Annotated in this window: 14 protein-coding genes and 2 tRNA genes; 11 read left to right on the top strand and 5 right to left on the bottom strand. The window is 57.2% G+C overall.

Annotation, left to right across the window (positions count from 1 at the left end):
• Positions 1-36: 36 nt before the first annotated feature.
• The 6 genes from clpX (at position 37) to ACN0TA_RS08415 (ending at position 5,723) form a co-directional block, all read left to right on the top strand.
• Positions 37-1,314, top strand: a complete 1,278-nt coding sequence (gene clpX / locus ACN0TA_RS08440; RefSeq protein ID WP_417581703.1) for an ATP-dependent Clp protease ATP-binding subunit ClpX — start codon at positions 37-39, stop codon at positions 1,312-1,314.
• Between the two features lie 178 nt (positions 1,315-1,492).
• A complete protein-coding gene (locus tag ACN0TA_RS08435) occupies positions 1,493-1,879 on the top strand; it encodes a hypothetical protein (RefSeq protein WP_417581701.1) in 387 nt (128 codons plus the stop codon).
• A gap of 254 nt (positions 1,880-2,133) precedes the next feature.
• On the top strand, positions 2,134-4,560 hold the full coding sequence (gene lon, locus ACN0TA_RS08430) for an endopeptidase La (RefSeq protein WP_417581699.1): 2,427 nt from the start codon (positions 2,134-2,136) through the stop codon (positions 4,558-4,560).
• Between the two features lie 328 nt (positions 4,561-4,888).
• A complete protein-coding gene (locus ACN0TA_RS08425) occupies positions 4,889-5,161 on the top strand; it encodes an HU family DNA-binding protein (RefSeq protein WP_014130670.1) in 273 nt (90 codons plus the stop codon).
• Positions 5,162-5,333: 172 nt separating this feature from the next.
• A tRNA-Val gene (locus ACN0TA_RS08420) sits at positions 5,334-5,409 on the top strand.
• Positions 5,410-5,519: 110 nt separating this feature from the next.
• The gene (locus tag ACN0TA_RS08415) at positions 5,520-5,723 is read left to right on the top strand and encodes a hypothetical protein (protein ID WP_417581697.1); all 204 of its coding nucleotides are present in this window, start codon (positions 5,520-5,522) and stop codon (positions 5,721-5,723) included.
• A 210-nt stretch (positions 5,724-5,933) separates the two neighbouring features.
• Here the strand turns inward: ACN0TA_RS08415 and ACN0TA_RS08410 are convergent, their stop codons facing one another.
• Positions 5,934-6,686, bottom strand: a complete 753-nt coding sequence (locus ACN0TA_RS08410; RefSeq protein ID WP_417581695.1) for an SDR family oxidoreductase — start codon at positions 6,684-6,686, stop codon at positions 5,934-5,936.
• 321 nt (positions 6,687-7,007) lie between these two features.
• Positions 7,008-7,439: an alternative ribosome rescue aminoacyl-tRNA hydrolase ArfB gene (gene arfB / locus ACN0TA_RS08405; protein ID WP_417581693.1), complete on the bottom strand. Its 432-nt coding sequence runs from the start codon at positions 7,437-7,439 to the stop codon at positions 7,008-7,010.
• A gap of 259 nt (positions 7,440-7,698) precedes the next feature.
• On the opposite strand from arfB, the gene ACN0TA_RS08400 reads away from it, so the two are divergent.
• A tRNA-Asp gene (locus tag ACN0TA_RS08400) sits at positions 7,699-7,775 on the top strand.
• A gap of 250 nt (positions 7,776-8,025) precedes the next feature.
• Here ACN0TA_RS08400 and ACN0TA_RS08395 read toward each other — a convergent pair.
• The 3 genes from ACN0TA_RS08395 to ACN0TA_RS08385 form a co-directional block, all read right to left on the bottom strand.
• A complete protein-coding gene (locus ACN0TA_RS08395) occupies positions 8,026-8,445 on the bottom strand; it encodes a hypothetical protein (protein WP_417581691.1) in 420 nt (139 codons plus the stop codon).
• Positions 8,446-8,605: 160 nt separating this feature from the next.
• Positions 8,606-8,935 carry an I78 family peptidase inhibitor gene (locus ACN0TA_RS08390; protein WP_417581689.1) on the bottom strand — a complete coding sequence of 110 codons (330 nt, stop codon included), beginning with the start codon at positions 8,933-8,935 and terminating at the stop codon, positions 8,606-8,608.
• Between the two features lie 111 nt (positions 8,936-9,046).
• Positions 9,047-9,265, bottom strand: a complete 219-nt coding sequence (locus tag ACN0TA_RS08385; RefSeq protein ID WP_417581687.1) for a hypothetical protein — start codon at positions 9,263-9,265, stop codon at positions 9,047-9,049.
• A 195-nt stretch (positions 9,266-9,460) separates the two neighbouring features.
• Here ACN0TA_RS08385 and ACN0TA_RS08380 point away from each other — a divergent pair, with 195 nt between their 5' ends.
• From ACN0TA_RS08380 to ACN0TA_RS08365, 4 genes are read left to right on the top strand one after another with little or no spacing between them, the layout of a single operon-like run.
• Positions 9,461-10,939: an ABC transporter substrate-binding protein gene (locus ACN0TA_RS08380; protein ID WP_417581685.1), complete on the top strand. Its 1,479-nt coding sequence runs from the start codon at positions 9,461-9,463 to the stop codon at positions 10,937-10,939.
• A 37-nt stretch (positions 10,940-10,976) separates the two neighbouring features.
• Complete coding sequence (locus tag ACN0TA_RS08375) at positions 10,977-11,924, top strand: ABC transporter permease (protein WP_417581683.1); 948 nt, start codon at positions 10,977-10,979, stop codon at positions 11,922-11,924.
• Entirely contained in the window at positions 11,921-12,748 is an 828-nt protein-coding gene (locus ACN0TA_RS08370; RefSeq protein WP_417581681.1) for an ABC transporter permease, read from the top strand. The genes ACN0TA_RS08375 and ACN0TA_RS08370 overlap by 4 nt, the downstream gene beginning before the upstream one ends.
• On the top strand, positions 12,745-14,340 hold the full coding sequence (locus tag ACN0TA_RS08365) for an ABC transporter ATP-binding protein (protein ID WP_417581679.1): 1,596 nt from the start codon (positions 12,745-12,747) through the stop codon (positions 14,338-14,340). The genes ACN0TA_RS08370 and ACN0TA_RS08365 overlap by 4 nt, the downstream gene beginning before the upstream one ends.
• Positions 14,341-14,413 lie beyond the last annotated feature (73 nt).

The raw sequence follows: 14,413 nt of genomic DNA, 5'->3' as shown, positions 1-14,413 counted from the left end.
TGAACCAAGCGTTTGCAACGCTGCTGGAGTTGCTAGATGTCCAAGGAAAATTCGAGCGGAGAATCCTCCAAGAACACGCTGTACTGCTCGTTCTGCGGGAAATCCCAACACGAAGTCCGCAAGCTTATCGCCGGACCCACCGTATTCATCTGTGATGAATGCGTTGAGTTGTGCATGGACATCATCCGCGAGGAATCAAAAACCTCGATGGTCAAGTCCGCTGATGGCGTGCCGAGTCCGGCCGACATCTGCAAAGTGCTCGACGACTACGTTATCGGTCAGCGGCGCGCCAAACGCGTGCTCTCGGTGGCCGTGCACAATCACTACAAGCGCCTGCACCACGCGACCAAGAATCAGGATGTGGAGCTGTCCAAGTCCAACATTTTGCTGATCGGTCCGACCGGTTGCGGCAAGACATTGCTGGCCCAGACGTTGGCGCGCATTCTCGATGTGCCCTTTACAATGGCCGACGCCACCACGTTGACCGAAGCCGGTTATGTTGGTGAGGATGTCGAAAATATCATTCTCAAGCTCTTGCAGTCTGCCGACTATAATGTCGACAAGGCACAGCGCGGGATTGTCTATATCGACGAGGTCGACAAGATTTCACGCAAATCCGACAACCCGTCGATCACCCGGGACGTTTCGGGCGAGGGTGTGCAGCAGGCTTTGCTCAAGATCATGGAAGGCACTGTGGCTTCGGTTCCGCCACAGGGTGGTCGCAAGCACCCCCAGCAGGAGTTCCTGCAGGTGGATACCACCAATATCCTGTTTATTTGCGGCGGTGCGTTTGCCGGTCTTGAAAAAGTCATCGCAGCGCGGGGCGAAGGATCATCTATCGGCTTTACTGCCTCGGTCAAGGATCCGCAGGATCGTCGCGTAGGTGACGTTCTTGCAGAGGTCGAGCCTGAAGACATGGTTCGTTTCGGGCTGATTCCGGAATTCATCGGCCGGCTGCCCGTCATCGCTACGCTTGAAGATCTGGACGAGGACGCTCTGGTTCAGATCCTTGCCGAGCCTAAGAATGCTTTGGTTCGCCAGTATCAGCGCCTGTTCGAGATGGAAGATGTCCAGCTCAATTTCCACGAGGATGCGCTCAAGGCGGTTGCCCGCCAAGCGATTGCCCGTAAAACCGGTGCTCGTGGTCTGCGTTCAATTCTTGAGGGCATTCTGCTTGATACCATGTACGATTTGCCTTCCCTGGAAGGTGTCGAAGAGGTGGTCATCAGCCAGGAGGTCGTTGAAAACAAGGACGTCCGGCCACTGTACATTTACGCAGAACGCGCCAAGGAAGACATGAAGTCGGGCGCCTGACGTACGGTTGATCCGCATTTTTCAGATAGGGCCCGGATTTGACGATCCGGGCCTTTTCGCATTTTGAATATCCCAAAACCGATCAGAAAATTGCCGGCCGTTGGCGTTTACGGCGAGGCCGATGGATTGCTAAGGTCCAGTTCGGCCTGATCGCCAACGTAGATAAGGGACGCAACGTATGAAAATTTCCAGCTTTTTGCTGCCACTTTCGATGGCATTCGGTCTTTTGGGTGTCGGTAGCGCATTCGCGCAGCCTCAGACCAAGCTGGTCCAGGATTTGCCTAAGGGCCTTATTCAGGCAATCTGGTGCAGTTCCTTGTTTTTCGAGGAGTCCTACTACTACGAGGAAACCAGTGAAGACGCCGAATATTACAGCGACCTTGCCTTCGATCTAGGCGATGATATCGACGATTTGCTGCGTGGGCGGTATGATCTTCCGCAGGCGGAAATAGATGAAATCTGGGCTGTTTTCGATGGCGGCGCTTTTGATCTGACCAACGAAGATGATGATGGCTTCCTCGCACAACTTGAAATGTGCGAAGCCAATTATGACGACCTGATCTAGTTTTCTGGCAAAGGGCGATCGGCGTATTCGCCGTTTAGTGGTCGACATGCAGAGTTTGCATGGCGGCCATTTTGATATGCGCACGGGAAATTGTGCCGTCGCGCTTGTAGAGCCGCGCTATTGCCCTATCTTAGTGAACGAAGAGTCGCTTCGGTTAGCCAATCCCTAACGGGTGAGGCGCACACTGGAGTGCAACACGCTATAAGTCGCCGGAATCTATCCCTCCCAATCCGGCGACGACGAAAGGATAGTCCATGTCCGACACCGAAGCCTCGGCAGTCCAGTTCGACCGCGAAAAGGTGTACCCCGTCCTTCCGCTGCGCGATATCGTCGTGTTTCCGTCGATGATCGTTCCGCTGTTTGTTGGACGTGAAAAGTCAGTGCGCGCCCTTGAAGAGGTGATGCGCGAAGATAAGCACATTCTTGTGGTTACCCAGAAAAATGCCCAGGAAGACGACCCTGAGCCCGATGGCATATATGAAATCGGGACGATTGCGTCTGTGCTGCAGTTGCTGAAGCTGCCCGATGGCACTGTCAAAGTGCTTGTCGAAGGGCTGCATCGCGCGAAAATCGAGAACTATGTGCAGACCGAAAATTATTTCGAGGCACAGGCCGAAGCGCTCCCCGTCGAGGGGCATGATGCCGTTGAAGCCGAGGCGCTTGGACGCTCCGCTGTTACCGAGTTCGAAAATTACGTCAAGCTCAACAAGAAAATCTCCTCAGAAGTGGTCGCTGCGGTCACCCAGATTGAAGAGCATTCCAAGCTTGCCGATACGATTGCCAGTCATCTGGCGGTCAAGATCCAAGACAAGCAGGACATTTTGTCGACTCCGTCGGTCACTGAACGCCTGGAACGCGTTCTGGGCCTGATGGAAGGCGAGATCGGTGTCTTGCAGGTGGAGCGCCGGATTCGCAGTCGGGTCAAGCGTCAGATGGAAAAGACCCAACGCGAATATTATCTCAATGAGCAGATGAAGGCGATCCAACGCGAGCTGGGCGATGGGGAAGACGGAACCAATGAGCTTCAGGAGCTCGAGGAACGTATCGCCAAGACGAAGCTTTCCAAGGAAGCGCGCCAAAAAGCCGACGCCGAGATGAAAAAGCTCAAACAGATGAGCCCGATGTCGGCCGAAGCCACTGTCGTGCGCAATTATCTCGACTGGATGCTGAACCTTCCCTGGGGGAAGAAGTCCAAGGTCAAGCGCGACCTCAAATACGCTGAGGACGTCCTTGAGAGCGATCACTACGGCCTTGAGAAGGTCAAGGAGCGTATAATCGAGTATCTTGCGGTCCAAAGCCGGACGGGCAAGCTCAAGGGCCCAATTCTGTGCTTGGTCGGCCCTCCAGGGGTCGGGAAGACATCACTTGCTCGCTCCATCGCCAAGGCGACCGGACGTGAATATGTGCGCATGAGCCTGGGTGGCGTTCGCGACGAAGCTGAAATCCGCGGTCACCGTCGGACGTATATCGGGTCCATGCCAGGCAAGATCGTGCAGTCACTCAAGAAGGCTGGAAAGGCAAATCCGCTGTTCCTGCTCGACGAGATCGACAAAATGGGGCAGGACTTCAGGGGCGATCCATCTTCGGCGCTGCTTGAAGTGCTCGATCCTGAGCAGAATTCAACCTTTAACGACCATTACCTCGAAGTCGATTTCGATCTCTCCGATGTGATGTTCGTTACCACGGCGAACACTCTCAATATTCCTGGGCCGCTGCTCGACCGCATGGAAATAATCCGTCTTTCGGGCTACACCGATGAGGAAAAGTGGGAGATTTCCCGCCGGCATCTCATGCCGGAAACCCTCAAGGAACACGGACTCAAAGCCAATGAGTTTGAACTGCCTGACGAGAGTCTGCAGCTTCTGACACGTCGGTACACGCGCGAGGCGGGCGTTCGTAGTCTCAAGCGGGAAATTGCCAACTTGATGCGCAAGTCCGTCAAGGACATTCTGTTGACCGGCAAGAAAAAGATCGTGGTCACACCTGAGGTTGTCGAAGAGTATCTCGGCGCGCCGCGGTTCCGCTATGGCGAGATCGATGCCGAACCGCAAGTTGGTGTTGTTACCGGACTGGCTTGGACCTCGGTCGGCGGCGAATTGCTGACCATCGAGGGCATTATGAGCCCCGGTAAAGGCAAGATGACCGTGACGGGCAACCTAAAGGACGTGATGAAGGAGTCGATTTCGGCAGCAGCGACCTATGTTCGTGCCCGGGCTCTAGAATATGGCATCAAGCCGCCCTTGTTCGACAAGCGCGATATCCACGTGCATGTGCCAGAAGGCGCCACGCCCAAGGATGGTCCATCGGCTGGCATCGGTATGGCAACCGCCATCGTGTCGGTGATGACGGGCATCCCCGTGCGTCACGATGTGGCGATGACCGGCGAAATAACGCTGCGAGGCAGGGTCCTGCCGATTGGTGGGCTGAAAGAGAAGATGTTGGCAGCTCTTCGCGGCGGCATCACCAAAGTGCTGATTCCTGAAGAGAATGTACGCGACCTCAAAGAAATTCCTGACAACGTCAAGGAAGGTCTGGAGATTGTGCCCGTTAGCCGGATGGGTGAAGTGCTGGAGCATGCATTGGTCGAGATGCCACAGGCTATCGAGTGGACGTTCGAAGATGACGCCAAACCAGTGCCCGCCGCCGATGGTGAAGATGCTGGCACAGCGTTGCCGCATTAGCTCAAAGTGACTGTGTAGATCTGAGCGGCGCCCAAGTGGGCGCCGCTTTCGTTTTACCCGAACAATTTTAGGTTTAGCGAAGAGGCTGGTTGTTGATTCGTCTGGAAACGACCCCGATCCGGACAAGGTCTCCCTTTTGTCGCATGCGCCGCTAACATTTGCGCGAGGCACTTGCCACATTGCTGACAAGGTCCGGAATTTTTCCCCAGTTTGCGGCTGAAAACGCCGAGAATCCCGGAGTTTTCCTTGCTTTTGCCCCGGAATCGTAAAAGGGTGATGCCGCTTCCGCTCGTCCCGTAGGATGGGCACATCATTGTGAGGAAACGCTATGAACAAGAACGATCTGAGCGCGGCTGTCGCCGAAAAGGCTGATCTCACCAAGGCCCAGGCGGCGGCAGCAGTTGATGCTGTATTCGAAGCCATCACCGCCGCTCTGAAGGGCGGAGACGAAGTTCGCCTCGTCGGTTTCGGCACTTTCGCTGCCACCCAGCGTAAGGCCACCAAGGGCCGCAACCCGGCTACTGGCGCGGAAATCGATATTCCGGCTTCGACTCAGCCCAAGTTCAAGGCCGGCAAGGGCCTCAAGGACGCGCTGAACTAAGCCATTTTGGCTTCAGTATGGTTTGGCCCCGGACATCCGTCCGGGGTCTTTCCGTTTATAGGGCCCGATAGTCAGATCGGGCTATTGACGACGCGTAGGTTTACGCCTAATCAAACGCGGCGTTTAACGCTACCGGACCAAACAGGCCCGGTACTTTCCGCCAAGGCGGCAAGGGCGATTAGCTCAGTTGGTAGAGCGCCTCGTTTACACCGAGGATGTCGGCAGTTCGAGCCTGTCATCGCCCACCATCGCTTTAAAAGGCGACGGCCCTTCAATTCTGTTCTACCTCGATCCGCCGTACTGGGACTGCGAGAGCGATTACGGCCCAAACATGTTCGGGCGGGAACAGTTCGAAAACATGGCTAATCTGCTGCAGTCAATCGCTGGTAATGCGATTGTCTCGCTCAACGACACGCCAGGCGTGCGGGAAACCTTCGGAGCTTTCCGGATGGAGAAGGTCGATCTGACCTATTCGATTGGGCAGGGAACGGGCGGAACGAAGGCGGTCGGGGAGATGCTGATCTACACCTTTCCCGAGACAAACCTGCCTTTGTTTGGGTGAAGCTGGTGGGCAATTTGTCGGTGTAAATGAAAGCCGGGACCCGAAGGTCCTGGCTTAACTGGTCGGAGTAGGGTGATTCGAACACCGTCCTCGTCGGCACAAGCCTATGAAGTCGAGAGACTCGCAAAAGCGAATGGCAGCTACGGGGTGGGAAGCGGACTGGCAGCTTTCAGACGCTTTAGCATCCAAGCTGCCAGTCCTAGAGCATTATTACGTCTTCACTGCGGCATTACCGCCATCGGCCCAAAGCGCTGACCCCGTAACAAAGCTTGACATATCGCTCGCAAGGAAAAGCGCGGCCTGGGCGATTTCTTCGGGTTGAGCGATCCGCTTCATGGCGTGAAGGCCCGCAGCCCACTCACGCTGAGCCGCATCGCCAGCCATGTCGGTCGCCGTTCCGCCAGGCAATAGGGCATTGGCGCGAATACCTTGAGCGGCATAGTCTGCGGTAATGCCACGGACAAGACCCATCAGGCCGGCCTTGGCTACCCCATAGGGCGCCATGCCCGGCAGCCCCACGCTGTTACCTACGAAGCTGCCAGTGAAAACGAGCGTTCCGCCGCCGACCTCCAACATGGCTGGAATCTGCGCCTTCGCGCCCAAGAACGCTGCGGTCAGGTTCACCGCCATCACCTCGGCCCACTCTTCAGGCTCGATCTCGACCAGCGGCTTTGTGGCTCCGACAAGCCCCGCATTGTTGAAGGCGATATGTAATCCGCCAAACGCAGCATACGCACTGGTTACTGCGTCCAGATGGGTGCGCGCGTCGCTGACGTCGCCTGCGACAGCAAGCGCCCGGCCGCCACTTGCCCGGATTTCATCGACTACCGAGTTTAGAGAATCTTCTCGTCGCGCGACGAGCACCACCGCCGCGCCATGTGCGGAAAACAGCATCGCCGCTGCCTTCCCAATGCCTGAGCTTGCGCCCGTTATAATTGCCACTTTTCCGTCAAGTAGTGTCATTGTCAGCTCCATTTGTGGAGCAGTGCAACTATGGCCTTCTGCAGACGCGTGCCACCCGATTTTTACCACGAGAGCTCAGGAGCACGCCAAGGATAATTTAGCGCATGTGACCGCTTTCGGGCCTTCCATTGGTCTTCCGGAATGTCTGCAATTGCGCCGAAACCTGACGTGCGCCTTCGCCATCCCTAAGATGACCGATGCGGGAAGGGCGGTAAAATTCGCAAGTGAAATCAATGGCCGGCTAACTGACGGTGCGGGGTATCTATTTCATTGAAAGCCCGCAGCAAAAGCAGAATGTCATCGCCCACCATTCTTCTCATTTCAATCAAGACGCGGTTTGTTGCCACGCAGCGCCTTTATGGCGCCGCGGCGAGTCTTTGTGTCCATCCGTCGCCGCTTCGACGCCAGTGTGGGCTTTGTGGGCCGGCGTTTGCGCTGCACGTGGGTCGCTGTGCGGATCAGCTCGGACAGGCGCGTGAGAGCATCCTCGCGGTTCAGGGGCTGTGTCCTGTGGCGGTCGGCTGTCAGGATGATGATTCCATCCTTTGTCGCCCTCGATCCTGCCAGGGCGATGAGGCGGGTGCGGGTGCCTTCGGAGAGGGAAGGCGAAGCGGCCGCGTCAAAGCGCAACTGGACTGCTGTTGCGACCTTATTGACGTTCTGACCGCCGGGGCCCGAACTGCGGACGAAATTGAGTTCCACCTCCGATAGCGGAATGGACAAGGTAGAGGTGATTTGGATTCGGTCCGTCATAAATTCTCTCTTTCGCCGATTTCCACATGCGATTTTATCAGCACAGCGGCCCGGCTTACAGATAGCGGCTTTAGGAAAAGCACGCTTAAAAATCAAGGTTTTGCGGGCTTTTTGACGTTGCAGTGGCCGGGAAGGACTGACCTTTTTTGCGAAGTTCGAAAATTCTTCACAAAAGGGGGTAGCAAGTCGCTTGACTTGGTCAGGGGACCCCGTTAAACGAAGCCCACCTTGCCGGGGAAGAAGCGCTCCGGACACGCAAGGGGGTGTAGCTCAGTTGGTTAGAGCGCCGGCCTGTCACGCCGGAGGTCGCGGGTTCGAGTCCCGTCACTCCCGCCACTTCCCAAAAACATTGCTGTACATTAGGCGGCCGTTGCCGCCAGATTGTGCGGACTTGTGCATTCGGTGACGCCAAGTGTCCATGGAATTGCCTTTTCATGGCCGCTCTGTGGCCCCAATTCACGATCATGTTACCGGTGGCCTGAATCGCCAGCGAGCCCCCAAATTTGTAGGCGGTTCGGCCATGGGCATCCGTTCGGTTTTATCCGAGCGGATGCTCCAGTTTCCCGGTACTGTGTTGTCCTGCAAATCAGCTTGAAAAATCCTCAAGCGAGCCATCTTCGTAGACGAGGGCACGGACGCAGGCGATTCCAACGACATCGTCGGGATGCAGGTTTTCCAACCGTTCCAGAATTGTGCCGGCAACCACCTTGTTAAGCAGATAGTTTTGCTCGGGACCGATTCCATCGGCCCGTTCCAGCGCGAATTCACCGATTCTTTCGCCTAGGACGTCCTGAAAGCGCACTGTTGCGTCGATCAGGCGGATGCCAACTGTCCCCGCGTGATGAAGTGAAATGTTGATGGTCTTTTCGGCATCGGTCTCGCCGTCCAGAAGTTCCCAGCCTTCGAGCGTCAGGATGTCGCCCGACTGGCCGTTGAGGCATTCTATAGCCTGTGCGCTGGTGGCACCGAAAAGAGAAAGTGACAGAGCTAAAATAATCTGGCGCATTATGGGTCTCCTCAAATCGAGAGAGGAATGCGGTCAGGGGGCTCCCGGTTTCATAAGGAAGAGCCCGCAGGCATCACAAAGTTGCCATTGGGGCACACCAGAGCCCGGCAACAGCACCTTGAGCGCCAGCCGGGCCGCTGTCCATTTGAAGAGCGCCACTCTAGCTACACGAAGCGCGCAGCAAGGTGTTTGATGCGTCGACTTCGAGATTGAGGCGGTCTGGCCGATAATCCTGAGTGACAGGCATGCCGGGTCTGATAACGCGGACCGTGCCGGCGGAGTTGATCGGCTGACCGCCGATACGAACGTCCTGCGCAGTGCTGCCGATAACCTGCTGTCCGATCTTTCCCGAGAGCGATTGCGCGCCGCAATCGATTGGAGGCGGCATGGAAGTCGATGGCGGCGTTGTGGTGCTCGAACATGCCGCCAGCAAAAGTGACGACGCAAGCGCGAGGCCGCCAACGAAAGGTCTCGAAGTGGGTGTCGGCATGATGGCTCCTTGGTAGTTGCTGATTCTGCCCCTGGCGGGTGTAAGCGCAAAACGAAAAAGGCCGGGAAACGATCCCGGCCTTTTTCAATCAATGCAAAAGGGTGGCGACCGCTAGTCGCGGGTGCCAAATTTGCGCAGTCCAGCCTTTAGCCAGCGGCTAAAGTGACTGAAGGTCTCGCGGGTATCCCCGCGCAGATCCTGATACACTCCCGACGCCATCAACCCGAAGTCGCGCAGATTTTCGACCCATTCGGGTTCTGTTGCAGTCAGTGCGGCTTCGGCGCGGCGAGCGCGTAGACGATAAAACAGCGAATTTTCATTATGGGCCATTAGCAAACCCTCGTGAACGTTAGGCTCTCGATGCCAATATAAGTGTGGCGAATGCAAGGACAATGTCCAATCGAAAGACAATGTTCCACTTCGAAGGCCGAGTGTTGCCCATCCGCGTCAACCGGCTTATGGGTTGAAATCGACGAATATGTTGCCGGAGCGCTGTGCGCAACCGGGTTCAGGAAGGGAGAGTTTATGCGCCAAGTCATTCGCATTACAGCGCTTTTTGCGTTTGCATTTCTAGCGGCCATGCCGGCTGTGGCGCAACGAAGCGATATTGTGGTCGGCCTTGTCCTTGAACCGCCGCATATGGACCCAACTTCGAATGCTGCGGCGGCTATAGACGAGGTCGTTTACGCAAACCTGTTCGAGGGATTGACCCGATTCGGTTCCGATGGCGCTATAGAACCTGCGCTTGCAGCGAGTTGGGACGTTTCCGATGACGGGCTGGTTTATACCTTCCATCTTTCTGAAGGCGTGCGGTTCCACGATGGTTCAGAATTTTCCGCTGATGATGTGGTCTTTTCGCTCGATCGGGCCCGCGGCGATAACTCGGTCAACGCCCAGAAGTTTCTGTTTGCCGATATCGCAACTGTAGAGGCAGCCGACGATGCAACCGTTGTGGTGACGCTGGGGCAGCCGAACGGAAATTTTCCGTTCAATATGGCTTGGGGCGACGCGGTGATCGTGGCGCCTGAAAGTGCCGACACCAATGTGACAGAACCTGTTGGCACCGGGCCCTTCCGGTTTGAGGACTGGCGGCAGGGCGACAGCGTCGTACTCGTGCGCAATGATGACTATTGGGGCGAACCCGCGCAACTCGAGCGGGCAACCTTTCGTTTCATTTCCGACCCGACTGCCGCATTTGCCGCGATGATGGCCGAAGATGTAGACACCTTCCCGGTTTTTCCCGCGCCCGAGACCCTTGCGCAACTCGATGCCGATCCGCGCTTTGAGGTGGTGGTCGGGACCACGGAGGGGGAAACGATCCTCGCGATGAACAATGGGCGGGAACCCCTCAATGATGTGCGCATACGCGAGGCGATTGCGCATGCAATTGACCGGCAAGCGGTTATCGACGGTGCCATGTTTGGGTATGGAACGCCGATCGGAACACATTTTGCGCCGCACCATCCCGCCTATCTCGATCTGACATCGCTATCGCAATATGACCCTGAGCGGTCTCGGGAAATACTGGCCGAAGCTGGTGTGAGCGATGTTCAGCTCTCGCTTGCACTTCCGCCCCCGGTTTATGCACGGCGAGGCGGAGAGATTATTGCTGCGCAGTTGCGGGAGGTCGGTATCGCTACCGAGATCGTCAACGTGGAATGGGCGCAATGGCTCGAGCAGGTGTTCGGCAATGGTGATTTCGACCTGACCGTAATTTCACATACCGAGCCCATGGACATCGAGATATACGGTCGCGATGACTATTACTTTGGCTATGGCGCACCCGAATTCGTGGCGCTTTGGAACGAACTGAACAGCACAATCGATCCTGAAGCGCGCAATCAATTGCTGGGAGATCTGCAGCGCAACATTTCAGAGAACTTCGTCAACGCCTATATTTTCCAGTTGGCCAAGGCCGGTGTGCAGAATGCGGCTCTTGAAGGATTGTGGGTGAATGCGCCAACGCAGGCGACTGACCTGACCCGGGCATATTGGGCGCGATAACGATGGAGAGCGGCGCGGCCAGACCTGCTGGTGGCCGATGCTGAGCTTTGCGCTGCGCCGTGCACTGTCTCTGAGCTTCAGCCTTCTTGTGGCCAGCATAGTGATTTTCGCCGTTCTGGAGGTGCTGCCGGGGGACCCGGCGCGTTTCATGCTAGGGCTCAACGCATCTCCCGAAGCTCTGGCAGCACTCCGGACACAATTGGGGCTCGATGCTCCAGTTCTCGCGCGGTACTGGGCGTGGCTGGGCGGGATGATGACCGGCGATTTTGGGATCAGCTATACCTACCGGACCGCGGTGATCGATCTCATTGCAGCGCGACTTTGGGTTTCACTCTCATTGGCGCTCTACGCCCTTGTTCTGGCCACGCTTATTGGCGTGCCACTCGGCGTGCTTGCGGCAACCAACCGCAATACTCCGATGGACGTAGGCACGATGGGATTGACCCAGATCGGAATTGCGCTGCCCAATTTCTGGTTTGCCATGTTGTTGGTGCTGTTGTTCTCTGTGAATTTGCGGTGGTTTTCGTCGGGTGGATTTCCCGGTTGGGATGACCCGGTGGCGGCCGTGATGGCGCTGACCCTGCCATCAGTCGCGCTGGCGTTGCCGCAGGCGGCGATTCTTGCGCGGGTCATGCGCTCAAGTCTGCTCGATACGCTTGATGAGGACTATGTCCGCACGGCTCGGGCCAAGGGGCTGACGAGGGGGCAAGCGTTGTGGCGGCACGCGTTTCGCAATGCTTTGATCCCTGTTCTGACGATCATGGGACTACAGTTCTCGTTTCTTCTGGCTGGGGCGATCATCATCGAGAACGTGTTTTACCTGCCTGGACTGGGGCGGTTGGCGTTTCAAGCGATCACGGCGCGGGATTTGATCGTCGTGCGTTCGGTGGTGATGATCCTAGTCTTCGCCGTGATCGTTGTGACGTTTGTCGTCGATCTGGGCTATGCCGCTGTCGATCCGCGCCTGCGCAGGGGGCAGCAGTGAACGGGCGGGGTAGTGCGGGTCTTATAGTTGGTGCAGTACTGACGGCGTTGCTGGCCTGTCTCGCGCTGCTTTCGCTGATATGGACACCTTATGATGTGACCCGGATTTCAGTGGTAACACGCCTGTTGCCACCCAGTCCTGAACACTGGCTGGGGACTGATCATTTTGGGCGCGACATGGTGTCGATGATCCTTGTGGGCGCGCAAACCTCGATTGCAGTGGCGCTGGTGGCAGTGGGCCTGGGCATGGGCGTTGGCGTGCCATTGGGGTTGTCGGCTGCGTCACGGGCCGGCTCTGCACTTGATGAACTTATAATGCGCGGCAACGATCTGGTGTTCGCTTTCCCGGCCTTGATCATAGCTATTTTGATTACAGCCGTGTTCGGTCCTGGCGCGATCAACGCGATCATCGCCATCGGCATTTTCAACATTCCAGTTTTTGCTCGACTAACCCGCGGTGCGGCAATGAGCGTGTGGCAGCGTGAGTTCATCATGGCAGCGCGACTGGCGGGAAAGGGCAGGGCGATGATCTCGCTCGAGCACGTGCTGCCCAATATCGCCAATATGCTTATTGTTCAGGCGACCATTCAGTTTTCGCTGGCGATCCTTGCAGAGGCGGGGCTGGCTTATGTGGGCTTGGGCGCTCAGCCGCCTGTGCCCAGCTGGGGACGGATGCTGGCAGAAGCCCAGACGATGATCTCATTTGCGCCGCATGTGGCCCTGGTTCCGGGGCTGGCGATTGTTTTGTCGGTGCTGGGGCTGAATCTGTTCGGCGACGGATTGCGCGATCTGCTCGATCCGCGGTTGGGACGGGCCGTACGATGAACCTGCTCAAAATCGAAAAATTGGACCTGACCATCGGTGACACCTCGATTCTCAGCGATGTGTCGCTTGAAATTGGGGCGGGTCAGGTCGTGGGGCTAGTTGGCGAATCGGGCTCTGGTAAGTCGCTGACAGCGCTTTCGGTCATGGGGCTGCTGCCAAGCACTGCCATATTGAACGGTGTCATCGGGTTCGATGGGCGCGACTTGGTGTCTGCAAGCGAAGCCGACATGAACCGTTTGCGTGGCCAGTTCATAGGAATGATATTCCAGGAGCCGATGACGGCGCTCAACCCGCTAATGACCATTGGCGATCAAGTGGCCGAGACGGTTCGCGTTCATCAAAATCTGGAGCGCAGGGACGCCAGGGCGTTGGCAGCAAAAACGCTTGAACGGGTTGGTTTGCCCGGTGCGAAGATATCGCCTTCGCGGTATCCGCACGAACTTTCCGGCGGTCAACGCCAGCGGGTGGGCATCGCTATGGCGATTGCCTTGCGCCCGAAACTGTTGATTGCCGATGAGCCGACAACAGCGCTCGATGTGACAACGCAGGCGCAAATTTTGGAGCTGTTGGCAGGGCTTGTCCGTGAGGAGGGCATGGCCCTGCTGCTGATCACACACGACCTTGCCGTCGTGTCGCAGATGGCCGACGCAGTCGCCGTTCTGAAAGAGGGCAGGATCGTCGAATCCGGTCCTGTCGCCGCGGTTATCTCCGAACCGAAGTCAGGGTACACGCAACAGCTCGTATCCGCGAGTACCCACGTGCCGACCCGCGCAAGCCGGGCGATTGGCAAAGTTCTGTTGCAGGTTGAAGGGGCAAGCCGCGACTACAAGTTGCGGTCGGGCGTGGTTCCGAGTGCGCGCAAGGTCTTCCGGGCATTGGATAATGTCAGTCTAACGATCGCCCAAGGCGAGAGTGTTGGGCTGGTGGGAGAAAGCGGTAGCGGGAAATCGACGCTGGCGCGCGCCATTTTAGGACTGGAGCCCCTCGACGCCGGACACGTGCGATTTGCAGACCAGCAGGTGAAGCGAGCGGGGCGCGCAGCACGGCTTACACTGCGTGATATGCAGATGGTGTTCCAGGACCCTTATGGGTCGTTCGATCCACGGCATCGGGTTGGACGCTTGGTGGCCGAGCCGCTTCATCTCCTGGGCCGAGCAGCGCCACACGGGGCGGCGCGCGAGGGCCTTGTGGCCAAAGCGCTCGAATCGGTTCAGATCGATCCGGCAGCGGCGGGGCGTTACATTCACGAATTTTCCGGCGGGCAGCGTCAGCGGATCGCCATTGCGCGTGCATTGGTGATCGAGCCGGCGCTGATTATCCTCGACGAGGCGGTTTCGGCATTAGACGTTTCCATCCGGGCGCACATTCTCGATCTTCTTGCCGAAATATCGCAACGTGCGAGGATCAGTTATCTGTTCATAGCTCATGATCTGCAGGTGGTTCGGGCCATCACCGACAGGGTGCTGGTGATGGAGGGGGGGCGAATCATCGAGCAGGGGACGACTGAACAGGTGCTGGAGGATCCTCAACACGCCTATACGCGGCAATTGGTGAGTGCCGCTCCCAAACTGATGGGCAAGAGAGCAGGGTAAAGCCTTGCGTCGGTTCGCAGGCGGCGGTATTGACCGGTCATCAGGGCCGAAAGCACTTATGGAAGGCAGTTCG

It is taken from the genome of Pelagibacterium sp. (assembly GCF_048264985.1).
Lineage (GTDB): Bacteria > Pseudomonadota > Alphaproteobacteria > Rhizobiales > Devosiaceae > Pelagibacterium.
This window is presented reverse-complemented; position numbering and strand designations above follow the sequence as displayed.